This window comes from Micromonospora sp. NPDC047557 (assembly GCF_043205095.1).
GTDB lineage: Bacteria > Actinomycetota > Actinomycetes > Mycobacteriales > Micromonosporaceae > Micromonospora.
The window spans coordinates 81,467-105,799 of record NZ_JBIDDK010000014.1; the positions used below are offsets into that span (position 1 = coordinate 81,467).

Consider the following 24,333-nt stretch of genomic DNA (forward strand, 5'->3'; position numbering starts at 1 on the left):
GTGGGCGCCCTTTGCGCGTGCCGGACCGTTGACCCGGCCGAGCCGGACGCGCAGAATCGCCGTGCCGGCCCCCCTTGCGGACCGGTCCGCCGACGAAATGGGGCGCCGGTGCGCTACCGCCAGCTCACCACCGGATCGCTCGCGCTGGGCGTCATTGTGCTCATCGACGTGCTGCGCATCTGGCTGCCCGGCATCATCACCATCTTCGGGCAGGCCGCGTCCACCCCGGCCGAGTTGATGGGCGCGTTCGCGCTCGGCTGGTTCGTCCTGGCGATGGCCGCGCCGGCTCTGGTCCGGCGGGTGGGCGCCCGCCGCGTCACCGTCGTCGCCGCCGTGCTGCTCGCCGTGGCCCGGCTCGCGCTCACCAGCGCCCCCGGCGGCCGTCCGCAGCTCTGGTTGGCCACCGCCGGTCTGCTCGCCGGTCTGGTCTGGTTGGTGGGTGTCGCCGGAGGCACCGACCGTCCGGTGCCGGGACTGGCACTGGGGCTGGCGGTCAACGCCGCCACCCACGCGCTGCTGGACACCTACGACCTCGTCTGGCGGGGCGGCTGGGTGGCCTGGCTGCTCAGCGCCGTCGCGGCGGTGCTGTTCCTGCTCGGCACGATGCTGCCCGCCGCGCCGCCCGGCCCCGGTGGCGCCCGATCGTGGCTGCTGGCCGGGCCGGTGCTGTTGCTGACCGGCATGGTGGCTCTCGCGCCGGCCCTGGCCCAGGCCGGGATGTCGTACCTGGTCGCGGGTGGCGACGTCGCTCGCTCACCGCTGTTCGGCCTGGCGCCGGTGCCGGTGGCGGTCGCCGGGTTCCTGCTGGCCGCGCTGGCGGGCCCGACCCGGGGGTGGGGCCGACCGCTCGGGCCGGCGGCCCTGCTGGTGGGCGTGGTGCTCTTCGCCCTCGACCGTGGCGACCTGCTCGTCGCGGCCGTCCTGCTCACCGCCGTCGGACTCGGCGCCTGCCTCGCCCTCACCGACGCTCCGGGTCGCGCCGACGGCACCGCCCACGCCGCCACCGACGACGCTGACGGCAGCGCCCACGCCGCCGCCGACGGTGCCGGCGATGAGGGCGCGCCGGGCACGGACGACACCCGCCGAACGGCGGCCCGTCGGGGGTACGCCGTCGCCGCCGGAATGCTGCTCTTCGTGCTGGGGGCGGTGGCTTACTACTCCGCCTACGACCTGGGCTACCCGAACGCGGTGGTACCGGTGGTGGTGGCCGGGGTGGTCGCCGCCGTGGCCCTGGCGGCCCGTCCGTCCGGCCAGCGGCGTCCCGGCCCGCTTCCGCCGCTGCGGACCGCCGGCGGGGTCGCCGCGCTGGCTCTGCTCGCGCCGCTGCTCGCCGACGAGGTGGCGGTGGCGAGCAACCGGGAGGGTCCGCCGGAGCGGTTGACAGTGGTGGCGTACAACATCCGGATGGGTTTCGGGCTGGACGGCCGGTTCGACCTGGCCGGGCTGACCGCGGCGATCGGCCGGCAGCGGCCCGATGTGGTGCTGCTCAGCGAGGTGGACCGGGGCTGGCTGCTCAACGGCGGCCACGACACGCTGGACCTGCTGTCCGACCGGCTCGGCATGCCGTACGTGTTCGGGCCTGCCGCCGACCCGGTCTGGGGTGACGCGGTGCTCAGTCGGTGGCCGGTCACCGACCCACGGTCCCGGCCGCTGCCGTCGGTCGGGGCGCCCACCGGAGCGCAGGCTCTCGCCGTCACCCTGGACCTCGGCGACGGTGTCCGAGCCGCCGTGGTGAGCACCCACCTGCAACCGCCACCCGACGCGGGCCCGGTGGCGCAGGCTCGCGCGGTGGCCGACTTCGCCACCGGGTACGCGGCCGGCCGGCCGCTCGTGGTGGCCGGCGACCTGAACACCGAGCCGGGGGACGAGGCTTTCGAGCAGTTCACCGCGGCCGGGCTGGTCGACGCGTTGACGGTCGCCCGTCCGCTGGCGACGAGCCCGGCCGACGATCCACGCCAGCAGATCGACCACGTCTTCGTCTCGCCCGGCCTGACGGCGACGAATCCGGTCGCGCCGCGCGGCGAGGCCAGCGACCACCTGCCGGTGGCGGTGACCCTCACCTTGCCGTCCCGCTGACCCCGCCGGGATCGCCGATGCTGCGGTATCTGGCTGGCCGGACACCGCCACGTCGGCGACCTGAAGTGGGTCAACCGCCGAAGCGCCGGGCGGGCCTCACAGGCGGTCGGCGGCGAGCAGCCGCTCGCCGCTGAAGGCGAGCAGCCAGCCGCCGCCCTTCGGGGTGGTGAAGTCCTCGTCGGCGCGGCCGGTCAACTGCTCCAACGCGCCCGGCAGCACCTTGCCCTGGCTGCACACGGCCACCTGCCCGCCGGCGCAGGCCAGCTCCAGCAGTTGGGCGGCGGTGGCCAGCGCCCGCTCGTCCTGTTGCTGACCCGGCTGCGGCTCGTCCAGGTCGCCGCAGATCTCGATGGGCAGGTCGAGCAACGCGGCGGCCGGGTCCAGGGTCTGCACGCAGCGGCGCGGCGAGGCCGACAGGAGCCGGGCCGGGCGCACCAGGGCGATCAGCGGCGCCAGCGCGTACGCCTGGGCCCACCCCTCGCGATCGAGCGGGCGGGCGGTGTCCGGGCCGGTCCAGGTGGCCCGCTTACCGGCGTGCCCGTGCCGAACCAGCGCGACCGTCGCGGTCACCTGCGGCAGCGCGGCGAACGCGGCCAGCACCTCGGCGTCGTGCGGATAGCTGACCAGGCGGATCGCGTCGTCCACGGCCAGCCACCGGATGTCGTCGACCTCGGTGCCCGGCTGGAAACCGCCCTCGGCGACCGCGAGCATCGACCAGTAGTCGACAAGCTTGGCCTGCCCCTCGCTGCGGTAGCGCACCGACGGCAGCCGCACCTGCGGTACGCCCCGCACGTCGGCTTCCTCGGCCACCTCCCGGACCGCCGCGACCAGTGGATGCTCGCCCGGTTCGAGCTTGCCCTTGGGCAGCGTCCAGTCCCCGTAGCGCGGGCGGTGCACGACACAGACCCGTACGCCGTCGGCGGTCGGTCGCCAGCAGACCCCGCCGGCAGCCCGGATGCCCGTCACGGCAACCATCTGGTCCGCCGTCGCCGGGTGGCCCGGTGCCACGCGGCGGGGAACCGGGCCCGCATCAGGCGGACCGTGTCGCGTTCCCGCTCGGCCAGCCGCCCGGCGGTGACCGCCAGCTCGTGGTCGGCCGGTCGGTCGGCGGCGAGGGCGAGCCAGGTCTCGGCGGCCACCGCGGCGTCCTGGTGTTCGCCGAGCACGTCCTGGACGCGGGCCAACGCGCGGGCCAGCCGCCGCGCGTCCTTGCCGACGGCCGGGACCACGGCGGTGACCGCGTAGCGGGCCTGCTTGCCCTCCTTGCGGACGGCGTGCCAGCGGTCGTCGGGGGCCAGCGGGTCGAGCCCGTCCACGCCGTCGGAGCCGGTGAGCTGCCGCCACGGGCGGGCCACCAGCTTCGGTAGCGTCCGCGCCGCCGGGGTGGCCGCCCGTCGGGTGAGCCGGGGCGCGCGGGCGGCCAGCACCAGGGCGTCCACCAGGGCCAGGTAACGCGGCGAGCGCAGCGCCTCGTCGATGGCGGCGAGCGCCTGCCGCTGCCGCTGCGCGAGCGCCTCGTCCAGTCGGTCCACCGCGCCCGTGTCGAGCGGGCTGAGCGGGTCGGCGGTTGCGGTGCGCCGCAGTCGGTCGCGGAGCACCTCGGCGTCGCGCGCCCCGCCGAGCACCCCGGCCAGCCAGCGCAGCTCGTCGCGCAGCGGCCGCGCCCAGCTGCGGCGCACTAACGGCCGGAAGGTGCGCAGGTCGCTGCGCAGCCGCCGACAGGCCACCCGCATCTGGTGTACGGCGCTGTCGCCGCCGTCGGCCGAGGTGCGCAGCCGTACCAGCGGGTCGTGCGCCAACAGCCGGCGCACCTCCTTGCGGACCGCCTCGGTGACCATCTCCCCGGCGGTCGGGTCGGCCGTCAGTCCGCCCGGCCCCACCAGGTCGGGTTCGGCCTGCGCCACCGTCCCCAGCGCCCGTACGTGCTTCGGGGTGAACGAGCCGGCCCGGGCCCCGGCCTCGCGCAGCACCGCGCCGATCCGTTCCAGCAGCGTGCGGTCGCCGGCCTTGCGCTCCACCTCCACCTCGCGGAACGCGCCGGTGGTGGCGCCGGTGTCGTCGAGGACGGTCACCCGGTCGTCCACCACCTCGGCGAGCACCGTGCCGGCCCCGTCGCACACCTCGTGGGCGTGCCGGACGGTGCGTACCACCGTCACCGGCGCCAGCGGCGCGCCCCGGTGCAGGGCGGTGACCAGCTCGACCAGCTCCGGCGGCGGCTGCCCGACCGGCCCGGGGCGGGAGATCTCGTGCCGGACGCCGGGCGTGCCGGTGGGCAGCTTCACCGTCCACGGCAGCTCGTCACCCTCGCGGTGGCGCAGGGACGCCCCGGCACGGGCCAGTCGCAGGTCGACCGTGTCGAGGTAGCGGGCGACGAGCGTCACCGGCGGCAGCGCCCGGACCCGGCCGTCGGCCGCAAACGTGGCGGACAGGTCCGGCAGCACGAAGGTGTCGTCCACCTCGTACTTCTGCTCCTCCTCGACCATCAGCTCAGCCTATGCCGCGAACGGTCAGCCGGCCGTGCCACCGACGCGGCGCAGCAGCAGATCCTGCAGGTGCACCCGGGCCGCGTCGTCGCCGCCGGTACGCCGCGTCCAGCTGCCGTCGCCGGCCAGCTCGAACGCGTCCACGTCCGGGCTCATCGCGGCGGTCAGCACGTAGTCCAGCTCGGCGCGGGCGACCGGATCGCTCACCTGCACCAGCGCCTCCACCCGCCGGTCCAGGTTGCGGTGCATCAGGTCCGCTGAGCCCATCCAGAACTCGGCCTCGCCGTTGTTGCCGAAGCGGAAGACCCGGGAGTGCTCCAGGAACCGGCCGAGGATCGAGCGGACCCGGATGTTGTCCGACAGCCCCGGCACCCCCGGACGCAGCGTGCACATGCCCCGGATGAGCAGGTCGACGTGCACGCCGGCCTGGGACGCCCGGTACAGCGCGTCGGTCACGCCCTCGTCGACCAGCGAGTTGACCTTGAACTGGACCAGGCCGGGCATGCCCAACCGGACGTGCGCGATCTCCCGTTCGATGCGTTCGATGAGGCCGCTGCGGATGCCCTGCGGGGCGACCAGCAGCCGCCGGTACGCGGTCTGCCGGCTGTACCCGGTCAGCACGTTGAACAGGTCGGTGAGGTCCGCCCCGATCTCCGGGTCGGCGGTGAGCATGCCGAAGTCCTCGTACAGGCGGGCGGTCTTCGGGTGGTAGTTGCCGGTGCCGATGTGGCAGTACCGGCGGATCTGGTTGCCCTCCTGCCGGACCACCAGGGCGGTCTTGCAGTGCGTCTTGAGCCCCACCAGGCCGTACACCACGTGGCAGCCGGCGCGTTCCAGGGTGCGGGCCCAGCCGATGTTGGCCACCTCGTCGAAGCGTGCCTTCACCTCGACCAGCACCACCACCTGCTTGCCGGCGGCGGCCGCGTCGACGAGCGCGTCCACGATCGGCGAGTCACCGCTGGTCCGGTAGAGGGTCTGCTTGATGGCCAGCACGTTGGGGTCGGCGGCGGCCTGCTCGATGAAGCGCTGCACGCTGGTGGCGAACGAGTGGTACGGGTGGTGCACCAGGATGTCCCCGTCGCGCAGGGTGGAGAAGACGCTGCGCGGCACCTCGCCCTCGGCGAGCCGGGGATGCGTGGCCGGCACGAACGGCGGGTCCTTGAGATCGGGGCGGTCGGCCTCGCCGTACACCTGCCACAGCGCGGACAGGTCCAGCAGGCCGGGCACCCGCAGCACGTCCTGGTCGTCCATGTCCAACTCGCGGACGAGCAGCTCCAACATGTGGTCGGAGATCGACGCGGCGACCTCCAGGCGGACCGGCGGGCCGAACCGGCGGCGGGCCAGCTCCCGTTCGAGGGCCTGGAGCAGATCCTCGTCGCGGTCCTCGTCGACCTCCACCTCGGCGTTGCGGGTGACCCGGAACAGGTGGCACTCGACCACCTGCATGCCGCTGAACAGCTGACCCAGGTGCACCGAGATCAGGTCCTCCACCGGCAGCATCCGCACGCCCGGCTGGTCGCGGTCGACCCGCACGAAGCGCGGGACGTTGTTGGGCACCTTCACCCGCGCGAACAGCTCGGACCCGCCGTCCGGGTCGCGGACCGCCACCGCCAGGTTCAACGACCGCCCGGAGATGTACGGGAACGGGTGCGCCGGGTCCACCGCGAGGGGAGTGAGCACCGGGAAGATGTGCTCCCGGAAGTAGGTGCGCAGCCGCTCCCGCTCGGGGTCGCCCAGGTCACCCCAGCGCAGTATGCGGATGCCCTCCTCGGCCAGCCGGGGCAGGACGTCGTCGACGAAGCAGGCGGCGTGCCGGGCGACCAGCTCGGCGGTCCGTTCGGCGATCAGCTCCAGCTGGGTGCGCAGGGGCAGCCGGTCCCCGCCGCGCACCGGCAGGCCGGCGGAGAGCCGCCGCTTCAGGCCGGCGATCCGCACCATGTAGAACTCGTCGAGGTTGCTGGCGAAGATCGCCAGGAACTTGGCCCGCTCCAGCAGGGGGGTGCGCTGGTCCTCGGCGAGGGTGAGTACCCGCGCGTTGAAGTCGAGCCAGGACAGCTCCCGGTTGAGGAAGCGGTCCTCCGGCAGCGGGGGAGCAGCCGGTGGCTCGTCGTCCCCCGCACCGCCTGCGGAGAGGCCGGTGGCGAGGCCGCCGGAGGTGCCGGGCAGGGCCGCGCCGGTTGCCGGGCCGTCCGTCTCCGTGGGCACGCCGGGTTCGATGACCTCGTCGAGCCCGGAGGACGCCGCGCCCGGGTCGTCGGCGAGTGTGTCGGCGCGGGCGGCGCCGGCCCGTTCGGCCCGGGACGGGCGGAAACGGCCGTCGGTGCCGCGAACGCGGGCGCCGTTGCGGAGGTCGGTGGCGGGAGGGGTGACCGGATGCTCGCGAGGGGTGCTCACCCGCTCATAATCACCCGATTAGAGTTAACGCAAAATGAACTTGGCCCCGCCAGCTCAGTTCATCGTCGGCAATGTCACCCGGACGACCTCGCCGTCGGGATCGGTGTCGATGCGCACCCGCTGGCCGAGCCGGAGCAACCGCAGGCCGGAGGCGTCGAACGCCCGGGCGGGAAAACGCAGCTCGGTGCCGTCGTCGAGCAGCAGGACACCGCTGCGTGTCGCCGCGTCGTAACTGGCCACCGTGCCCTGCATGCTCGCACCGTACACCGGCGAGGTCAGCTCGTTCAGCGCGCCGGGCAGCCGGCGGTTCAGCTCGTTCAGCGCGCCGGGCAGTTGGCGGCGAGCAGCGCCGCGGTGCGCGGGCCCAGCCCCAGCCGGGCGGCGGCGGCCAGGTCCTCGGCGGTGTCCACGTCCCGCCGCAGGCTGGGCCAGTCGCCGGTCAGCGGCAGCGCCCCACTCGCGGCGTGCGCCGCCGCCGAGCCGACCCCGAACCGTGGGTCGAGATCGACGCCCGACGGCGCGGCGAGCAGCACCGTGCCACCGCCGGGGGCGTCCGCCACGAACCGGCGTACCCCCTCGGTGTCGCGCTGGGCCGCGAGCAGCGCGTCGGCCAGCTCGGCCGGGCGCAGCGCCGGCAGGTCGGCGGTCAGCCCGGCCACCCACCGCCCGCGGATCTGTGCAGCGCCGTTCCGGAACGCGGCGTTCAGGCCGGCGTCCGGCACGTCAGGCACGGTCCGCGCCCCGGCGGCCCGCGCCGCGGCCGCCACCCGGGTGTCGTCGGTCACCACCAGGGCCTCGGCGACCGCCGGGCAGGCCAGCACCGCGCGGAGCGTGTCGGCCGCCAGCGCCAGCGCCAGCTCCTCATGCGGTACGCCGGGCAGCGCGCCCCGCAGCCTGCTCTTGGCCGCGGTCAGACGCTTCACCGGCACCACCACGGCCCACCTCGGCTGACTCACGTCCGCAATCCTGCCAGCCGGACGACGGGACCCTCGCTGGCCGTACCGGGGGCGAGCAGGCATGATTTCCGCTGCGGGTGTCGCGGGTGGGGCTCGCGGTGGGTCGGGGCGCGACGAGGAGGCACAGTGGCACGGCGGAGGCTGGGGTTCTGGCAACGGTTCGCCGTGGGGCTGGTGAAGCCGGTGATGACCGTCTGGACCCGGCGGACCTGGCGCGGCCAGGAACACCTCGCCAAGGACGGCGGAATGATCATCGTCGCCAACCACATCTCGCACGCCGACCCGTTGGTCTCCGCGCACTTCATCTACGACTCGGGGCGGTGGCCGCAGTACCTGGGCAAGGCCAGCGTGTTCCGGGTGCCGGTGATCGGCTGGATCCTGCACCGCTGTCGGCAGATCCCGGTCGAGCGCGGCAGCGTGGACGCGGTCCGCTCGCTGGACAAGTCGGTCGCCGCGCTCGACGAGGGCGGCGCGGTGGTGATCTACCCGGAGGGCACCACCACCCGACAGCCGGACCTGTGGCCGATGAAGGCCAAGACCGGCGCTGCCCGGCTGGCGCTGGCCACCGGCGCCCCGGTGGTGCCGCTGGTGATGTGGGGTCCGGAGCGGATCTTCGACCCGCGGACCAGCCGGCTGAACCCCCGCCCCCGGATCCCGGTGACCGTGGTGGCCGGCGAGCCGGTCGACCTGAGCCGCTGGGCGGGCGCCCCACCGACCCGGGAGACCCTCGAGGAGATGACGGACGCCATCATGCTGCGGCTGCGGGACATGCTCGTCGAGATCCGTGGTGGCACCCCGCCGCCGCTGTGGGAACGGCCGGCCCGACCGTCCGTCGAGCGCCACCCCGGTGAAGCGGCATGAGCGGCCACGTCGCGGTGCTGGGCGCCGGCTCCTGGGGCACCGCCTTCGCCAAGATCCTTGCCGACGCGGGACGGGACGTGACCGTGTGGGCCCGCCGCGCCCCGGTGGCCGAGAGCATCCGCGCCGAGCGTCGCAACCCGGAGTACCTCCCGGACCTGCTGCTGCCGGCCCGGGTCACCGCAACCACCGACGCCGCCGAGGCGATCAGCGGCGCCGAGGTGGTGGTGCTGGCCGTGCCCTCGCAGACCCTGCGCGGCAACCTCGCCGAGTGGGCCGGGCACCTGCACCCGGACGCCACCCTGGTGTCGCTGATGAAGGGCATCGAACTCGGCACCACCAAGCGGATGAGCGAGGTCATCGTCGAGACCGCCGGGGTGGCCGCCGATCGGGTGGTGGTGGTCTCCGGCCCGAACCTCGCCCCCGAGATCGCCGCCGAGCAGCCGGCCGCCACGGTGGTCGCCGGCACCAACGCCGACCGCGCCACGCTCGTGCAGTCGTCGATCCGGACGCCGTACCTGCGGCCGTACACCAACGACGACGTGATCGGCTGCGAGCTGGGCGGCGCGGTCAAGAACGTGATCGCGCTGTCGTACGGCATCGCCACCGCGATGGGCTTCGGCGACAACACCCGGGCCATGTTGATGACCCGAGGGCTGGCCGAGACGGCCCGCCTGGGTGTGGCCCTCGGGGCGGACCCGATCACCTTCGCCGGCCTGGCGGGCATGGGCGACCTCGTCGCGTCCTGCTCGTCCCCGCTGGCCCGAAACCGCACCTTCGGAGAGCACCTGGGCCGGGGCGAGACGCTGGAGCAGGCCCAGGCCGCGACCCGACAGACCGCCGAGGGCGTCAAGAGCTGCCTCGCGATCCGCGATCTGGCGCGGGCGCACGGGGTGGAGATGCCGATCACCGAGCAGGTCGAACGGATCTGCCACGAGGGGATGGACCCGCGCCTCGCCGTGGACACCCTGATGAGCCGGACCGCCAAGCCCGAGTCGTACGAGTGAGGACGCGATGAGCGAACTGGGAGACGGCACCCGCTGCGTGCGCGCCGGCCTGCCCGAGCCGGCGCCGGGTGATGCGTTCCTGCCGGGCCCGGTCTTCGCCGCGCCGTACCACCTCGACCCGTGGCAGGGCCAGGGCACGTCGCCGAACGGCTACGGTCGCCCCGACAACCCGACCCGGCGGCTGTTGGAGGCCGCCGTGGGCGAGTTGGAGGGCGGCGACTGTCGGGTCTTCGCCAGCGGTCAGGCAGCCATCACCGGGACGCTGCTCACCCTGCTGCGCCCGGGGGACACCGTCATGCTGCCCTCCGACGGCTACTTCCCCGTCCGGGCGTTCGCCACCGCCGTGCTGGAGACGATCGGCGTACGGGTGGTCTTCGTGCCGACCGTGGGGCCGTACCCGTCCTTCGAGGGCGTCCGGCTGGTGCTGGTGGAGACCCCGGCCAACCCGGGTCTGGACGTGGTCGACGTGGCCGCCCTGGCGGAGCGGGCACACTCCGCCGGCGCCCTGCTCGCGGTCGACAACACCACCGCCACCCCGCTCGGGCAGCGCCCCCTGGACCTCGGCGCCGACCTGGTGGTGGCCTCCGGCACGAAGGCGCTCACCGGCCACTCCGACCTGCTGCTGGGCTACCTGGCCAGCCGTTCCGCCGAGGTGATCGAGGCGGTGACGCTCTGGCGTACCGGCACCGGTTCGGTTCCGGGAGCGTTCGACGCCTGGTTGGCGCACCGGTCGCTGGCGACCCTCGACCTGCGGCTGGCCCGGCAGAGCGCGAACGCCGCAGCCGTCGCCGACCTGCTGGCGGGCCGGCCGGACGTGACCGGTCTGCGCTGGCCGGGGCTGCCGGACGACCCCGCGTACGCGGTGGCCTCGGCGCAGATGCGCCGGATGCCCGGGGTGCTCTCGTTCGACCTGGGTGACGCCGACCGGGTGGCCCGCTTCGTCGAGGCCGCCCGGCTGGTGGCGGCCGCCACCTCGTTCGGCGGTCTGCACACCACGGCGGACCGGCGGGCACAGTGGGGGGACGACACCGCCCCCGGCTTCGTCCGGCTCTCCTGCGGTGTGGAGGACACCCCCGACCTGGTGGCCGACATCGCCGCCGCCCTGGACGCCGCCGGGCCGGCCTGAGCTTCGTGGCAGAGCCGTCCTTCACCGACCGGACCATCCTGGTGGCCCGGCTGCGCGCCGCCGGCTGCGTCTACGCCGAGGACGAGGCCGAGCTGTTGCTGGCCGCCGCGGACTCCCCGGCGACGCTTGCCGACCTGACCGCCCGTCGCGTCGCCGGCGAGCCGCTGGAGTACCTGCTCGGCTGGGCCGAGTTCTGCGGTCTGCGGATCGCCGTCGACGCGGGAGTCTTCGTCCCGCGCGGCCGGACGGCCCTGCTTGTCGAGGCGGCCGTCGAGCTGACCGGCCCGGCGCCGGCAGTGGTCGACCTCTGCTGCGGCTCCGGGGCCACCACCGTCGCGCTGGCCCGCCGGCTCGCGCCCCGCTGGTTGGCCGCCGCCGACATCGACCCGGCCGCCGTGGCCTGCGCCCGCCGCAACCTCGCCGGACTGCCCGCCGAGGTGTACGAGGGTGACCTGTTCGCTCCGCTGCCGGCGCACTGGCGGGGGCGGCTCGACCTGGTGGTGGCCAACGCCCCGTACGTGCCGACCGAGGCGGTGGCGCTGATGCCGCCGGAGGCGCGGCTGCACGAGGCCCCGGTGGCCCTCGACGGCGGGCCGGACGGGCTCACCGTGCTGCGCCGCGTGGGCGTCGACGCGGCGCAGTGGCTGACGCCCGGTGGACACCTGGTCGTCGAGGCCGGCGAAAGGCAGACCGACGCACTGTGCGCGGCGTTCGACGCAGCCGGACTGGTGCCGACCGTACGACACGACGAGGACCTGGACGCCACGGCGGTGACAGCCCGCCGCCCAGGCTGATCCGCCCCCCATCAGCGCTGCGGCGGAGATGCCTGGTCGACCGACCCACTTGTTCGCGTCCTTTGCTCTGCTTCAACCGGCGCAACACTCGCGGCCGATTTGTGTTGCGTGGAGTGAAGCAGAGCAAAGGACGCGCGACAGCAGTCCGGGGCACCGGGGACAGCAACTCCGGATGTCACCGGAGCTCGGCTGGTACCCGCGACCCCGGTTTGAGTGGGCGGGCGTGGCGGGGGAGCGGGGTTGGCACTAGCCTCGGCTCACACTCATGAGGGCGGGAGGCGGTTGCGGTGGGCAGCGCAGGTGTGCCGGTGGTCGTCGGCCTGGACAACGGCGGCACCAGCAACAACGCCACCGTCCTGACGGTGGACGGCCGGTTCCTGGTGGACGGGCTGCTGGAGATCCCGAGCGAGGTGCGCGACGGGCCGGACGCGGCGATCGAAGCGCTGGCCCGGGCGCTGGACGGGGCGCTGGCGCAGACCGGCGTCCCTCGTGACCTGGTTCGGGCGGTCGGCTTGGACACGCCCGGCCCGGCCAGCGCCACCGGCGTCATCTCGTCGCGCGGCTCGACCAACTTCTCCCAGCCGGCCTGGCGTGGCTTCGACGTGCGGGGCGCGCTCCAGCGGCGGCTCGGCCTGCCGGTGATCTACCACAACGACGGTAACGCCGCCGCGCTCTACGCCCACCACGTGTACTTCGGCGACGAGGCGATGACGCGATCGTCGGTCTCGGCCATCGTCGGTACGGGCCTCGGCGGCGGGGTGGTGGAGAGCGGCAAGGTGATCGCCGGCGCCGCCGGCATGGCCGGCGAGTTGGGTCACGTGCACATCCCGCTGAACGGGCTGCTCGGCCCGGGGCAGCCGGAGCCCACCTGCGCCTGCGGCTTCACCGGCGACGTCGAGAGCGTCGCCTCGCTGACCGGCATCGAGCGCAACCTGCTGCCGTACTGGCTGACCCGCCACCCCGACCACCCGCTGGCCGCCGAGCCGGCGGCGCGGGCGGCGAAGCTCGTGCGGGGCTACGGCGAGCGGGGTGACGCGCTGGCCCGGGATCTCTTCACCCAGCAGGCGATGGCGCTGGGCCGCCTGTTCACCGTGGCGGCCAACTTCACCGATCCCCACGCGTACTTCGTGGGGGGCGGGGTGGTGGAGGCGGCGCCGGAGTTCCGCGACTGGTTCCTGGCGACGGTCCGCGAGCACACCGTCCTCCGGGAGGAGCAGGCCGCGGTGGCCACCTTCGCGCTGGTTCCGGACCGCGACATGGCCGGTGCCAGGGGTGTGGCGATCGCCGCCCTGGAGGCGCTGCGCGCCGTGCCGGAGCCCCGCCCGCTGGTCGCCTGAGTCCCCGCTCGTCCCCTCCCCGCCCGCGCCCCGCTGACCGGGCGGTGCGGGCCCGGGTCAGCGGGGCGGGGTGGTTGCGGTCGCCCTCCGGTCAGCGGCGCGGCGGGGCCTGGGCGAAGGCCGCCCAGGCCGCCGGGGGGAACAGCAGGGCCGGACCGGCCGGGTCCTTGGAGTCGCGGACGGCCACCAGCTGGGGGATCGTGGCCACCTCCACGCAGGCGCCCTCATCGCCGCTGCGGCTGCTCTTGCGCCACGCCGCCGTGGCCAACGCCGCTGTGATCGTCGGTGTCATCGGTCCTACCGTCCCTTCAGGACTGACAGAAGCATCGCCCGGCTGTCCGCCGGGCTGAGCGCCACGCTGCGCAGATGCTCCATGATCTTGGTGCAGGTACGCGTCTCACCCGCGCGGTCGAGGATCATCTGACCGGCGACCGTCTCCACCGACGCGATGATGGGGTCCTCCGGATCGGCGAACTCCAGGATGTGCAGCGAGCCCCGGGTGCCCCGGTGGTAACCGGCGGAGAGCGGGATCACCTGGACGGTGATGTTCGGCAGTTCGGCCATCTTGACGAGGTGCCGTAGCTGGCCGTTCATCACCGACTGGTCACCGACCGGGCGCAGCAGCGCGCCCTCGTCGATGATGGCGTCGAGGATGGGTGGGGTGTCGGCGGTGAGCCGCACCTGGCGGTCAAGTCGGATCTTGACCCGCTGCTCCACCAGCTCGTCGCCGAGGGTGTGCGGGCCGCCGCGCATCACGCCGCGGACGTAGTCCGCGGTCTGCAGCAGGCCGGGCACCACCGAGGGCTCGAAGTTGGCGATGGCGGTGGCCTCCGCCTCCAGGGCGATGAAGTCGATGGTGCGTGGGTCGAGCAGGTACGAGTACGACACCCACCAGCCCGGCTTGCGGGCGTCCTTGGCGAGCTGCACCGCGGCGGCCACCTCCTCGGAACCCACTCCGTACGAGGTGAGCAGGGCGCGCACGGTGGCCGGGCTGATCAGCGTCTGGGCGTTCTCATAGCGGGAGAGGGTGCTGCGGGTGCTGTTGATCTCATCCGCGGCGGTCTCCAGCGTCAGCCCGGCGGCTTCCCGGTATTGACGCAGGGCGATGCCGAGTCGGCGGGCGCGGGCGGTCTTCGGGGCCATGCATCGATGGTCGCACACATTTATGGGAACGGGTACATGAGAGAAGGTCCATGAGAGTTGCATTCATGGCTGTAGACGTGTCAATCTGTCATCGCGTCCTCACCGCCGGTTGTCGTGGCGACGGCGGTGGTGAGCGACCGGAGGGGATAGGGCGCGCGGCGATCGGGTTTCTCCCCCGTACCCGATCGCCGCGTGCCGCCCGTTTTGGCCCGCCGGAAGGAGACGACGTGCATACCGGTTCGAAGTCTCTCGCCCCGCAGCACGAGGGTCGGCGATGACCCGCTTTCTGGTCGTTCTCACCGACGTACGTCCCGTCGAGGGCATCGACCGCAACGAACGCGTCGCTCCCGAGCGCCGCCGCCAGGTGGTCGGCGCCAGCAGCAGGGAGGCCGCCGACCGGATCGCCGGAGCCTTCATGGCGCTGGGCATGGTGCGGGCCGGGCGGCAGCGGGTGAAGGTGATCGCGGTCGGCCGCCGGCACGCCGGGGACTGACCAGCCTCGAACATTCCGTCACGCACCGTATATGCTCTGTTGACCGATTGCCGTGTCGCTTCGGGGCTCGCCGGGTATCGCCGCGCCTGATCGCCACGCACAGTAAGGTCAACCGGGTGAGCGCCACCGGCGAGCACGACCAGCCGCAGTCGCGTACGAAGAGGTGACCGGAGTGACCACCCCAGGCAAGACCCGCGTGGCGATCGTCTTCGGCGGCCGCAGCCCGGAACACGGCATCTCCTGCGTCAGCGCCGGCAGCGTGTTCGCAGCCCTCGACCCGGACGAGTACGAGGTGGTGCCGGTGGGCATCACCCGCGCCGGCCAGTGGGTGCTGACCAGCGGGGACCCCGCCCAGCTCGCCATCAACGCCCGCCAGCTTCCGGAGATCACCGCCGAGTCCGGCGAGGACATCGTGCTGCGCGCCGACCCGACCGGGAACGGGCTGATGGTGCTCGACCCGACCGAGGGCCCCCGGGCGCTGGCCGACGTGGACGTGGTCTTCCCGGTCCTGCACGGCACGTACGGCGAGGACGGCACCATCCAGGGCATGCTGGAGATGGCCGGCATCCCCTACGTGGGGGCGAACGTGTTCGCCTCCGCCGCCGCCATGGACAAGGAGTTCACCAAGAAGCTCTGCGCGGTCGAGGGCATCCCGGTCGGCGCGTACGCGGTGCTGCGCAACGGGATGACGCTGAGCGAGCAGGACAAGGAGCGGCTCGGCCTGCCGGTCTTCGTCAAGCCGTCCCGCGCCGGCTCGTCGTTCGGCATCACCCGCGTCACCGACTGGGCCGAGCTGGACACGGCGGTCGCCACCGCCCGGCAGTTCGACCCGAAGGTCATCATCGAGGCCGCGATCGTCGGCCGCGAGATCGAGTGCGGCGTGCTGGAGGGCGAGGCAGGCGGTGCCCCCGAGGCGTCCGTGCTGGCCGAGGTGCGGGTCGTCGCCGACCACGACTTCTACGACTTCGAGGCCAAGTACCTCGACGACTCCTGCGAGTACGACATCCCGGCCGGCCTGCCGGACCGGGTGACCCGCCAGGTGCAGGAGTACGCCGTCCGCGCGTTCACCGCGCTGGACTGCGCCGGCCTGGCCCGGGCCGACTTCTTCGTCACCCCCGAGCTGGACGTCTACCTCAACGAGATCAACACGATGCCCGGGTTCACCCCGACGTCGATGTTCCCCCGGATGTGGGCGGCCTCCGGCCTGGAGTACCCCAAGCTGGTCAACCGGCTGATCCGTACCGCCCAGCGGCGCGGCGTCGGCCTGCACTAAGCAACCGACCTCGACGCGCGGCCCGCCGTACGGGCCGCGCGTCAGCGGATCAGCGCTGGCAGCCGGCGGGGATGGCGCCGCCCGAGGGCACCGACGCCACGATCGCGCTGGAGATCGGCGAAACCCACTGCAGCGGCTGCTCGTACGAGCGTGGTACGCGGACGGTGACCGGCGTCTCCCGGTCGGCGGTGGTGAGCACGGTCCCGTCGGTCTCCTCCACCGGGTGCCAGCAGACCCGGTTGACCGTCCAGACCTCGTCGGTGGCCGGGACGGTCGGCGCGGCGCCCCCGCAGGCCACGGTGAGCGCGGGGTCGCCGTACGCGGCGTTCTGCTCCGGGCCCGCCGTGACCGGGCGCTGAGCCAGGTCACGGATGGTCTGCGGCAGCTGGGAGAGCAGCGCGCGGCAGACCGTGGCCGGACGCTCGGCCAGCGCCGGGGCGGCCATCTCGACCGGAGCGGTGGATTGCGCCCGTGCGCTGCTCGCCGAGGGGCTCGGCGCGGCGGCGGGCGTGTCCGGGGCGAGCTTGGCGAAGGCCAGCACGGCCACCAGCAGCGTGATCGGCAGCGCGATCAACGTAGCCAGCAGGGCGGCGCCCCGGATGGTCCGGTCCCGGCCGGCCGGCGCGTCGGCGCCCGGGTCGGCGCTGTCGCGGATACCGTCAGCCGGCTCGGGCGTCCCGTCGACCGGCTCACGCGTCCCGTCAGCCGGCTCGTGCTTCCCGTCGTCGTCCAGAGCAGCCGAGGAGGTCGTCATCTCGTCCACTTACAGCCGCACCACCGAACACGTGAGGGTGCGCGTGATGCCGGGCACCATCTGCACCTTGCTGACGATGAGTTTGCCGAGCTCGTCGACGGTGTTCGCCTCGGTGAGGACGACCACGTCGTACGGCCCGGTGACGGCGTCGACGCGTACCACGCCGGCGATGTCCGCGATGAGACCCGCCACGTCACGTGCGCGGCCGACCTCGGTCTGGATGAGGATGTACGCCTGTACCACGACTCGACCTCCGTCCGTCGCCGCCCGGGAGCGGCCCGAAGGGTGAAACTACCTTACGGACCAGGTCTGATCCCTATCGGTGGTCAAGGAGCAGCGGTGAGCGAGCGCGGCGGTGCCGGGCAGTACGGGCCGAACGCCGGCGGTGGCGCCAGCGTGGCCGGGATCGGCGAGTTCGGGCTGATCGGGCGGATCACCGCCCGGTTGGCGATGGGCCCGACGACCCTGCTCGGCCCGGGCGACGACGCGGCGGTGGTGGCCGCGCCGGACGCCCGGGTGGTCGCCTGCACGGACGTGCTTGTCGACGGGCGGCACTTCCGGCGGGACTGGTGCTCGGCGCGTGACGTCGGTCACCGGGCCGCGGCGGCCAACCTGGCCGACGTCGTGGCGATGGGCGCCACCCCGACCGCCCTGCTGGTCGCCCTCTGCATGCCCGCAGACCTCCAGGCGAGCTGGGCGGAGGGCCTGGCCGACGGATTGGCCGCGGAGGCCGCCACGGTCGGCGCGAGCGTGGTCGGCGGCGACATGTCGGCGAGCCCCACCCTGACCATCGCGGTCACCGCGCTGGGTGACCTCGGCGGCCGGGCGCCGGTGGTGCGCTCCGGCGCCCGCCCCGGGGACGTGCTGGCCCTGGCCGGCCGGATCGGGTACGCGGCGGCCGGGCTGACCGTGCTCAGCCGGGGCTTCCGCACCCCCCGGCTGCTGGTCGAGGCGTACCGACGGCCGGAGGTCGCCTACCCGGCCGGGCCGCAGGCCGCCCAGCTCGGCGCGACCTCGATGATCGACGTCTCGGACGGGCTCCTCGCCGATCTCGGGCACGTGGCGCAGGCCAGTGGTGTGGCGATCGATGTGCGCCGCGACGCGTTCGAGGTGCCCCGGCAGATGGCCGACGCCGCGCGGGCGCTCGGCGTCGACCCGTACACCTGGATTCTGGCCGGTGGCGAGGACCACGCGCTGGCCGCGACCTTCCCCGCGACGGTGGCGTTGCCGCCGGAGTGGCGGCCCATCGGCCTGGTCACGGAGGGTGCCGGAGTGACTGTCGACGGCGGCGCCTACGACGGGCCCCGGGGCTGGGACCACTTCCGGTGACGCCGCGCGCCCGCCGTATCCTGGACACCGTGAGTGAGATCGAGATCCGGCTGGTGCGGTTCGACGCGCCGGTGGCGCAGCAGTTGATCCGGGCCGCGCTGGCCGACCTCGGCGCCCGCTACGGAGGCACCGGCGACGACACCCCGGTCGCCGCGAGCGAGTTCGAGCCGCCGGACGGCGCGTTCCTCGTCGCCTACCTGGCCGGTGAGCCGGTCGGCTGCGGTGGCTGGCGCAGCCACGGTGCGGACACCGCCGAGCTGAAGCGGATGTACACCGCCCCGGCGGCCCGTGGTCGCGGCGTGGCGCGGACGGTCCTCGCGGCCGTCGAGCGCTCGGCCCGCGAGCAGGGCCGCAAGCGGATGGTCCTGGAGTGCGGCGACAAACAGCCCGAGGCGATTGCCATGTACGCGTCCGCCGGTTATGACCGGATCCCGAACTTCGGCTTCTACAAGGACGCGGAGGGCTGCGTCTCCTTCGGCCGCACGCTCTGAGCGGCCGGCGCCCACCCGGGCGCGGACACGACAGAGCCGGCGGACCGCAGGGGGCCGCCGGCTGAGCCGAACGAGAAGAGTTGGTGCTGCCGCGTCAGGCGCGGGTGACCTTGCCGGCCTTGATGCACGAGGTGCAGACCTGCAACTTCTTGGTGTTGCCGCCACCGGCCGGGGTACGCACCGACTGGATGTTCGGGTTCCAGCGGCGGTTGGTCCGCCGGTGCGAGTGGGACACGTTGTGGCCGAAGCCCGGTCCCTTGCCACAGACGTCGCACACGCTAGCCACGGGATACTCCTGGGATTGAAACGTTCATGAGGTCGCCGGCAGGCGCTGCCCGGGCAACCTGGTCAGGTTACCCGATGACCCGCCGACCCGGCCAACCGGCCCGGTCGGGCGGTCGTGCACGGCCCGGCCCGGGCCTGCTGGTGGGCCGGTGGGCCGGCCCGGCGGCAACCGTACCGGAGGCGTCGACCCGGCCCGGGAGCGCCGTCGGACCGGGCGCGGACGGACACGCCGGACGAGTCCGACGCGTGTCGGTGCGCAACAGTAGGCTTCTGGCCGTGCTGGACACCCTCGACGCCGCCGCGGTCCGCCGCTGGTGTGCGAGCGGGCTGGCCGCCCTCAAGCGCCACCAGGGCGAGATCGACGAGCTCAACGTCTATCCGGTGCCCGACGGTGACACCGGCACCAACCTGGTGCTCACCCTCACCTCGGCCCAGCAGGCCCTGTCGATGGACCTGGACACTCTCCCCGACAGCGGCTCCACCGCCCACGGGCACGCGCTGCGGCTGATGGCCCAGGGCGCGCTGCTCGGCGCCCGGGGCAACTCGGGGGTCATCCTCTCGCAGATCCTGCGCGGCTTCGCCGACGCCGTCGTGACCGTGCCGGTGGTGCGCGGGCGGGCCCTGGCCGTCGCGCTGCGGGCCGCGACCGCCGCCGCGTACACGGCGGTCGGCCGTCCCGTGGAGGGCACCCTGCTCACCGTCGTCGCCGCGGCCGCCACAGGGGCCGAGCAGGTGAGCGGCGACGACCTGCCCGCGGTGGCCCGCGGCGCGGCGCGGGCGGCGGCCGAGGCCCTGGCCCGTACGCCCGAGCAACTGCCGGCCCTGGCCCGCGCGGGGGTCGTCGACGCGGGCGGGCGGGGGCTCTGCGTCCTGCTCGACGCCCTGGTCGAGGTGCTCACCGGGGAGAGCGCCACCCGGCTCGCGCCGCCGCCGCGAACCGCCCGCCCGGCGGCCACCGTCGCGCGGGAGACCGGCTCCGAGGAGTACGCCTACGAGGTGCAGTTCCTGCTCGACGCCCCCGCCGACGCGGTGGCCGTGCTGCGCCGGACCCTGGAGGCGCTGGGTGACTCGCTTGTCGTCGTCGGCGACGGGCGCGAGCCGGGCGGCACCTGGAACGTGCACGTGCACGTCAACGACGTGGGCGCGGCGGTCGAGGCGGGGGTCGCCGCCGGCCGCCCGTACCGGATCTCGGTGACCCGCTTCGCCGACCAGCCGGAGCCGTCCGCAGGCCCGACCGAGGACGGTCGGGCCGCCGTGGTGGTGGCCACCGGCCGCGGGATCGCGGAGCTGTTCGCCGCCGAGGGCGCGACGGTGGTGCCCGGCAACCCGTCCACGGGTGAGCTGCTGGACGCCGTGCGCAGCACCCGGGCGGCCCGGGTGGTGGTGCTGCCCAACGACCCCAACACGGAGGCGGTCGCGAGCGCGGCGGCCCGCGAGGCGCACCGGCACGGCATCAAGGTGAGCGTGGTGCCGACCCGGTCGCCGGTGCAGGCCCTCGCGGCCCTGGCGGTCCGCGACGGCACCCGCCGCTTCGAGGACGACGTGATCGCGATGGCCGAGGCGGCCGGCGCCTGCCGCTACGCCGAGGTCTGCCACGCCAGCCGGGAGGCGCTGACGGTCGCCGGCCCCTGCCGCCCCGGTGACGTGCTGGCGCTTGTCGAGGGGGAGGTGCACCTGATCGGCACCGACCTCACCGACACCTGCGCCGCCGTGGTCGACCGGATGCTCGGCGGTGGCGGGGAGCTGGTCACCCTGCTGGCCGGGGTGGACGCCCCCGCCGGGCTCACCGATGCAGTCCGCGCGCACGTCGCGCGGCGCTGGCCGTTCGTCGAGGTGCAGGCGTACCCGGGCGGCCAGCCGTTCTATCCGCTCCTGGTGGGGGTCGAATGAGCGAGCCGGCCACGGTGGACACCCCGTTGAAGAAGCTCGTCGGGGACAAGACGGCCAAGGCGTTGGCAGCCCACCTCGACCTGCACACCGCGGGTGACCTGATCTACCACTTCCCGCGTCGCTACGACGAGCGCGGCGAGCACACCGACATCCGGTCGCTGGACGTCGGTGAGCAGGTCACCGTGCTGGCCCAGGTGCAGCGCACCGCCGTACGGCCGATGCGCCAGCGCCGGGGCAACCTGCTGGAGGTGACCGTCGGCGACGGCTCCGGCGGCCTGCTGACGCTGACGTTCTTCGGCAACCAGGCGTGGCGCGAACGGGAGCTGCGTCCGGGCCGGTGGGGGCTGTTCGCCGGCAAGGTCACCGAGTTCCGGAGCAAACGTCAGCTCAACGGCCCGGAGTACGTGCTGCTCGGCGAGGGCGGCGAGGGCGAGGCGGCGGTCAGCGACGAGATCGAGGAGTTCGCCGGCGCGCTGATCCCCGTGTACCCGGCGGCGGCGGCCGTCCCGACCTGGGTGATCGCCCGCTGCGTACGGGTTGTGCTGGACACCTTCACCCCGCCGGAGGATCCGCTGCCGTCCTCCGTCCGCGCCAGCCGCAACCTCGTCGACCTGGGCCCCGCGCTGCGGGAGATCCACCGGCCGTCCACGAAGGAGGCGCTGCACCGGGCGCGGCGACGACTCAAGTGGGACGAGGCGTTCGCCGTCCAGCTGACGCTGGTGCAGCGCAAGCACCGGGCCGCCGACTGGCCGGCCCGGCCCCGCCCACCACGCGCCGGTGGGCTGCTGGACGCCTTCGACGCGCGGTTGCCGTACGAGCTGACGGCCGGTCAGCGCGAGGTCGGCGTGGAGATCGCCACCGACCTGGCGGCCGCGCATCCGATGCACCGGCTGTTGCAGGGCGAGGTCGGCTCGGGCAAGACGGTGGTCGCGCTGCGGGCCATGCTCCAGGTGGTCGACGCGGGCGGGCAGGCCGCGCTGCTGGCCCCCACCGAGGTGCTGGCCGCCCAGCACTATCGCGGCATGCTCGACCTGCTCGGGCCCCTCGGGCGGGCTGGTGAGCTGGATTCCGCCGAGCACGCCACCCGGGTGGAGCTGGTCACCGGGTCGCTGGGCGCGGCGGCCCGCCGACGGGCGCTCGGCGAGGTGGCCAGCGGCAACGCCGGCATCGTGCTCGGCACCCACGCGCTGCTCTACGAGGGCGTCGACTTCGCCGACCTGGGCCTCGTGGTGGTCGACGAGCAGCACCGCTTCGGCGTGGAGCAGCGCGACGCGCTGCGCGCCAAGGCCGACCAGCCACCGCACACGCTGGTGATGACGGCCACCCCGATCCCGCGCACGGTGGCGATGACCGTCTACGGCGACCTGGAGGTGTCCACCCTCTCCCAGCTGCCCCGGGGCCGGTCGCCGATCGCCTCGCACGTGGTGCCGGCCGCCGAGAAGCCGGCCTTCCTCGACCGGGCGTGGCGGCGGCTGCGCGAGGAGGTGGCCGCCGGCCACCAGGCGTACGTGGTGTGCCCGCGAATCGGTGACGGCCCGACGTCCGACGAGGAGCCGCCACCCGAGGACGACAACGGCCGCCGGCCGCCCCTCGCCGTGACCGAGGTGGCCCCGCTGCTGGCCGAGGGGCCGTTGCACGGGCTGCGGATCGGGGTCCTGCACGGCCGGCTGCCCGCCGACGAGAAGGACGCGGTGATGCGCTCCTTCGCGGCCGGTGACCTGGACGTGCTGGTCGCGACCACGGTGATCGAGGTCGGCGTCGACGTGCCGAACGCCACCGTGATGATCGTGCTGGACGCCGGCCGTTTCGGTGTCTCCCAACTGCACCAGCTGCGCGGTCGGGTCGGCCGGGGTGCCGCCGCCGGGCTCTGCCTGCTGGTCAGCGAGGCCGCCGAGGGCTCGTCGGCGCGGGAACGGCTGGACGCCGTGGCGTCCACCAGCGACGGCTTCAAGCTCGCCGAACTGGATCTGGAGCAGCGCCGCGAGGGCGACGTGCTGGGCGCCACCCAGTCCGGGCACCGCTCGCACCTGCGGCTGCTGTCCCTGAAGCGCGACACCGAGCTGATCCGCGACGCCCGCGCCGAGGCGATCACCCTGGTCGAGGAGGACCCGGAGCTGACCCGCAACCCGGCGCTGGCCGCGTCGGTCGCCGCGCTCGTCGACGAGGACCGCGCGGAGTACCTGGAGAAGGGCTGAGCGCTGCCCGCTGATCCCATCCGGTTTCCCGGCCTAGGGAGACCCCGTTTCGGTGATCCCGAGTCAATCAGCCGTAACCGGAAACGACCGAGGGCGCGTCGACCGGGTGGTCGACGCGCCCTCGGGCTACTGCGGTTCTACTCAGGCGGTGAAGCGCACCCGACGACGGCGGGCGACCACGAACAGCGCCACACCCGCGGCCAGCAGGGCGACGGCACCGGCGATGATCCCGCCGGTCGCGGCGCCAGTCAGCGGCAGCGCCGGCTCGTCCTTGTCGCCACCACCCTGACCCGCGTTACAGGTGGCCGGCTTCTCCCACGCGATCGGGCTGGTGTCGTCGAGGCCGTCGGCGGCCGGCGTGACGGTCAGACCCTCGAACGCCTTGAACTCGACGAAAACGGTCTTGCCCGGCTCCACGGTCCGCGTCTGCGCCTCGCCCTTGTTCGGGGTGAGGGTCACCTCGAAGGCCTTGCCGTCCTCCGGGTTGGCGAAGCCGAAGACCAGCTTGTCGCAGGTGGACTCGTAACCGGCCTGGGGCTCGCCCGGCTTCACGCAGTCCTCGGGGCTCGCCCAGGTGTAGGGCTTGCCGATCGGCTTGTCACCCTCGCTGACGGTGATCTCGCCGGCCTTGGCCGGTACGACGATGTCGTTCTTGCTGCCGCCAGGCTGGACGGTGTACGTCTTGTCGAAGCCCTTGGCCTTGACGGTGATCTTGGCGTCGCTCGTGGCGTCGGCGCCGTTGGCCAGCGTCACCGTAACCGCGCCCTCGCAGTCGGAGGCGAAGCTGGCGGTGGGGACGGTGACGGCCGGCGGCGTCGTCGGCGGGGTGGTCACCGTCGGGGTCGGCGTGGGGGTGGGCTGAGTCGGCTCGGGCGACGGGGTGGTCGGCGGCTCGTCCTTCACGCAGGTGCCCCGGAACGTCACCGTGCCGGTGCGCGCGGTGGTCTCCTTGTAGCCGTCGTTCCACTTGGCCTTCACCGCGAGGGTGGCCTCGGTCGCCGACCCGGGCACGCGCTGTACGCCGGTGAGCGGCGTGTTGACGAGGTGCGGGTAGGTGTTGCCCTCGGTCCGCACGATGTTGGTGACGGTGGTGCCGGCGGGCGTCAGCTGGACGCTGTGCAGCTTGAAGCTGGTCGACGAGAGGTGGTAGACGCTCTCGACCTTCCAGCTCACCACCCACTCGCCGGTGGTGGTGTCGCAGACGGCCTGGCCGGAGGTGTTGGTGTAGTGGGCGCTCGCGGGGGACGCGAGAACGCCGACACCGGCGAGTCCGATCAGCGCACCCGCGGCGATGGCCGCGACGCGCCGCAACGGAGACTTGGGAGAGTTCACACAGGCTCCTGGTGAGGGGGAACGGGTCGCGTGCGGGAGGCCGGGAGGCGGGACGGCCGGACGGGTCGTCTGCTCACCGGGGGGTCGCGCGACGCTGGGGTGTTCCCGCGCGAGGCG

At 74.0% G+C, this 24,333-nt stretch carries 23 protein-coding genes; 12 read left to right on the forward strand and 11 right to left on the reverse strand.

What is annotated here, in order from left to right; all coding sequences use genetic code 11:
• The first annotated feature begins 108 nt into the window (after window positions 1-108).
• Window positions 109-2,076: an endonuclease/exonuclease/phosphatase family protein gene (locus ACGGAQ_RS26510; RefSeq protein WP_393053606.1), complete on the forward strand. Its 1,968-nt coding sequence runs from the start codon at window positions 109-111 to the stop codon at window positions 2,074-2,076.
• A 96-nt stretch (window positions 2,077-2,172) separates the two neighbouring features.
• Here ACGGAQ_RS26510 and ACGGAQ_RS26515 read toward each other — a convergent pair whose 3' ends face one another.
• The 5 genes from ACGGAQ_RS26515 to cofC form a co-directional block, all read right to left on the reverse strand.
• Window positions 2,173-3,051, reverse strand: a complete 879-nt coding sequence (locus ACGGAQ_RS26515; protein WP_393053609.1) for an NUDIX domain-containing protein — start codon at window positions 3,049-3,051, stop codon at window positions 2,173-2,175.
• On the reverse strand, window positions 3,039-4,559 hold the full coding sequence (locus ACGGAQ_RS26520; RefSeq protein ID WP_393053612.1) for a CHAD domain-containing protein: 1,521 nt from the start codon (window positions 4,557-4,559) through the stop codon (window positions 3,039-3,041). The genes ACGGAQ_RS26515 and ACGGAQ_RS26520 overlap by 13 nt, the downstream gene beginning before the upstream one ends.
• 24 nt (window positions 4,560-4,583) lie before the next feature.
• Window positions 4,584-6,953, reverse strand: a complete 2,370-nt coding sequence (locus ACGGAQ_RS26525; RefSeq protein ID WP_393053615.1) for an RNA degradosome polyphosphate kinase — start codon at window positions 6,951-6,953, stop codon at window positions 4,584-4,586.
• 54 nt (window positions 6,954-7,007) lie between these two features.
• Entirely contained in the window at window positions 7,008-7,205 is a 198-nt protein-coding gene (locus ACGGAQ_RS26530; protein WP_007456426.1) for a cold-shock protein, read from the reverse strand.
• Between the two features lie 65 nt (window positions 7,206-7,270).
• Window positions 7,271-7,909 carry a 2-phospho-L-lactate guanylyltransferase gene (gene cofC / locus ACGGAQ_RS26535; protein WP_393053618.1) on the reverse strand — a complete coding sequence of 213 codons (639 nt, stop codon included), beginning with the start codon at window positions 7,907-7,909 and terminating at the stop codon, window positions 7,271-7,273.
• 126 nt (window positions 7,910-8,035) lie between these two features.
• On the opposite strand from cofC, the gene ACGGAQ_RS26540 reads away from it, so the two are divergent.
• From ACGGAQ_RS26540 to ACGGAQ_RS26560, 5 genes are all read left to right on the forward strand, one after another.
• On the forward strand, window positions 8,036-8,770 hold the full coding sequence (locus ACGGAQ_RS26540) for a lysophospholipid acyltransferase family protein (protein WP_393053620.1): 735 nt from the start codon (window positions 8,036-8,038) through the stop codon (window positions 8,768-8,770).
• Complete coding sequence (locus ACGGAQ_RS26545; RefSeq protein ID WP_354860089.1) at window positions 8,767-9,774, forward strand: NAD(P)H-dependent glycerol-3-phosphate dehydrogenase; 1,008 nt, start codon at window positions 8,767-8,769, stop codon at window positions 9,772-9,774. Before ACGGAQ_RS26540 ends, ACGGAQ_RS26545 begins: the two co-directional genes overlap by 4 nt.
• 7 nt (window positions 9,775-9,781) lie before the next feature.
• Window positions 9,782-10,900: a cystathionine gamma-lyase gene (locus ACGGAQ_RS26550; protein WP_393053622.1), complete on the forward strand. Its 1,119-nt coding sequence runs from the start codon at window positions 9,782-9,784 to the stop codon at window positions 10,898-10,900.
• 5 nt (window positions 10,901-10,905) lie between these two features.
• Window positions 10,906-11,694 (forward strand): putative protein N(5)-glutamine methyltransferase, encoded by a 789-nt coding sequence (locus ACGGAQ_RS26555; protein ID WP_393053625.1) that lies wholly within the window; start codon window positions 10,906-10,908, stop codon window positions 11,692-11,694.
• A 287-nt stretch (window positions 11,695-11,981) separates the two neighbouring features.
• Window positions 11,982-13,031 carry an ROK family protein gene (locus ACGGAQ_RS26560; protein WP_393053628.1) on the forward strand — a complete coding sequence of 350 codons (1,050 nt, stop codon included), beginning with the start codon at window positions 11,982-11,984 and terminating at the stop codon, window positions 13,029-13,031.
• Between the two features lie 91 nt (window positions 13,032-13,122).
• Here the strand turns inward: ACGGAQ_RS26560 and ACGGAQ_RS26565 are convergent, their stop codons facing one another.
• Window positions 13,123-13,323 (reverse strand): DUF397 domain-containing protein, encoded by a 201-nt coding sequence (locus ACGGAQ_RS26565; RefSeq protein WP_387179156.1) that lies wholly within the window; start codon window positions 13,321-13,323, stop codon window positions 13,123-13,125.
• 5 nt (window positions 13,324-13,328) lie between these two features.
• Entirely contained in the window at window positions 13,329-14,174 is an 846-nt protein-coding gene (locus ACGGAQ_RS26570) for a helix-turn-helix domain-containing protein (protein WP_393053632.1), read from the reverse strand.
• Between the two features lie 274 nt (window positions 14,175-14,448).
• On the opposite strand from ACGGAQ_RS26570, the gene ACGGAQ_RS26575 reads away from it, so the two are divergent.
• Together ACGGAQ_RS26575 and ACGGAQ_RS26580 are read left to right on the forward strand one after the other, a co-directional pair.
• On the forward strand, window positions 14,449-14,667 hold the full coding sequence (locus ACGGAQ_RS26575) for a hypothetical protein (RefSeq protein ID WP_354860075.1): 219 nt from the start codon (window positions 14,449-14,451) through the stop codon (window positions 14,665-14,667).
• A 172-nt stretch (window positions 14,668-14,839) separates the two neighbouring features.
• Complete coding sequence (locus tag ACGGAQ_RS26580) at window positions 14,840-15,940, forward strand: D-alanine--D-alanine ligase family protein (protein ID WP_393053635.1); 1,101 nt, start codon at window positions 14,840-14,842, stop codon at window positions 15,938-15,940.
• Window positions 15,941-15,989: 49 nt separating this feature from the next.
• Here ACGGAQ_RS26580 and ACGGAQ_RS26585 read toward each other — a convergent pair whose 3' ends face one another.
• Window positions 15,990-16,703: a DUF3515 family protein gene (locus ACGGAQ_RS26585; protein ID WP_393053638.1), complete on the reverse strand. Its 714-nt coding sequence runs from the start codon at window positions 16,701-16,703 to the stop codon at window positions 15,990-15,992.
• Window positions 16,704-16,937 carry an Lrp/AsnC ligand binding domain-containing protein gene (locus tag ACGGAQ_RS26590; RefSeq protein WP_007456453.1) on the reverse strand — a complete coding sequence of 78 codons (234 nt, stop codon included), beginning with the start codon at window positions 16,935-16,937 and terminating at the stop codon, window positions 16,704-16,706.
• 207 nt (window positions 16,938-17,144) lie between these two features.
• On the opposite strand from ACGGAQ_RS26590, the gene ACGGAQ_RS26595 reads away from it, so the two are divergent.
• Entirely contained in the window at window positions 17,145-18,023 is an 879-nt protein-coding gene (locus tag ACGGAQ_RS26595; protein ID WP_393053817.1) for a thiamine-phosphate kinase, read from the forward strand.
• 29 nt (window positions 18,024-18,052) lie between these two features.
• Window positions 18,053-18,514, forward strand: coding sequence for a GNAT family N-acetyltransferase (locus ACGGAQ_RS26600; RefSeq protein WP_393053641.1), 462 nt, complete (start codon window positions 18,053-18,055; stop codon window positions 18,512-18,514).
• A 94-nt stretch (window positions 18,515-18,608) separates the two neighbouring features.
• On the opposite strand, the gene rpmB is transcribed toward ACGGAQ_RS26600, so the two are convergent.
• Window positions 18,609-18,800 carry a 50S ribosomal protein L28 gene (gene rpmB / locus ACGGAQ_RS26605; protein ID WP_007456456.1) on the reverse strand — a complete coding sequence of 64 codons (192 nt, stop codon included), beginning with the start codon at window positions 18,798-18,800 and terminating at the stop codon, window positions 18,609-18,611.
• Window positions 18,801-19,075: 275 nt separating this feature from the next.
• Here rpmB and ACGGAQ_RS26610 point away from each other — a divergent pair, with 275 nt between their 5' ends.
• A complete protein-coding gene (locus ACGGAQ_RS26610) occupies window positions 19,076-20,689 on the forward strand; it encodes a DAK2 domain-containing protein (protein ID WP_393053645.1) in 1,614 nt (537 codons plus the stop codon).
• On the forward strand, window positions 20,686-22,884 hold the full coding sequence (gene recG / locus ACGGAQ_RS26615; protein ID WP_393053648.1) for an ATP-dependent DNA helicase RecG: 2,199 nt from the start codon (window positions 20,686-20,688) through the stop codon (window positions 22,882-22,884). Before ACGGAQ_RS26610 ends, recG begins: the two co-directional genes overlap by 4 nt.
• 141 nt (window positions 22,885-23,025) lie before the next feature.
• Here the strand turns inward: recG and ACGGAQ_RS26620 are convergent, their stop codons facing one another.
• Complete coding sequence (locus tag ACGGAQ_RS26620; protein WP_393053651.1) at window positions 23,026-24,216, reverse strand: LPXTG cell wall anchor domain-containing protein; 1,191 nt, start codon at window positions 24,214-24,216, stop codon at window positions 23,026-23,028.
• Between the last annotated feature and the right edge of the window lie 117 nt (window positions 24,217-24,333).

What these genes read in the sequence shown, in the direction of transcription:
- ACGGAQ_RS26575 (WP_354860075.1), top strand. Translation starts at nt 14,449, where the DNA reads ATGACCCGCTTTCTGGTCGTTCTCACCGACGTACGTCCCGTCGAGGGC.
- ACGGAQ_RS26545 (WP_354860089.1), top strand. Translation starts at nt 8,767, where the DNA reads ATGAGCGGCCACGTCGCGGTGCTGGGCGCCGGCTCCTGGGGCACCGCC.
- ACGGAQ_RS26515 (WP_393053609.1), bottom strand. Translation starts at nt 3,051, where the DNA reads ATGGTTGCCGTGACGGGCATCCGGGCTGCCGGCGGGGTCTGCTGGCGA.
- recG (WP_393053648.1), top strand. Translation starts at nt 20,686, where the DNA reads ATGAGCGAGCCGGCCACGGTGGACACCCCGTTGAAGAAGCTCGTCGGG.
- ACGGAQ_RS26530 (WP_007456426.1), bottom strand. Translation starts at nt 7,205, where the DNA reads ATGCAGGGCACGGTGGCCAGTTACGACGCGGCGACACGCAGCGGTGTC.
- ACGGAQ_RS26570 (WP_393053632.1), bottom strand. Translation starts at nt 14,174, where the DNA reads ATGGCCCCGAAGACCGCCCGCGCCCGCCGACTCGGCATCGCCCTGCGT.
- ACGGAQ_RS26595 (WP_393053817.1), top strand. Translation starts at nt 17,145, where the DNA reads ATGGGCCCGACGACCCTGCTCGGCCCGGGCGACGACGCGGCGGTGGTG.
- ACGGAQ_RS26565 (WP_387179156.1), bottom strand. Translation starts at nt 13,323, where the DNA reads ATGACACCGACGATCACAGCGGCGTTGGCCACGGCGGCGTGGCGCAAG.
- ACGGAQ_RS26550 (WP_393053622.1), top strand. Translation starts at nt 9,782, where the DNA reads ATGAGCGAACTGGGAGACGGCACCCGCTGCGTGCGCGCCGGCCTGCCC.
- ACGGAQ_RS26520 (WP_393053612.1), bottom strand. Translation starts at nt 4,559, where the DNA reads ATGGTCGAGGAGGAGCAGAAGTACGAGGTGGACGACACCTTCGTGCTG.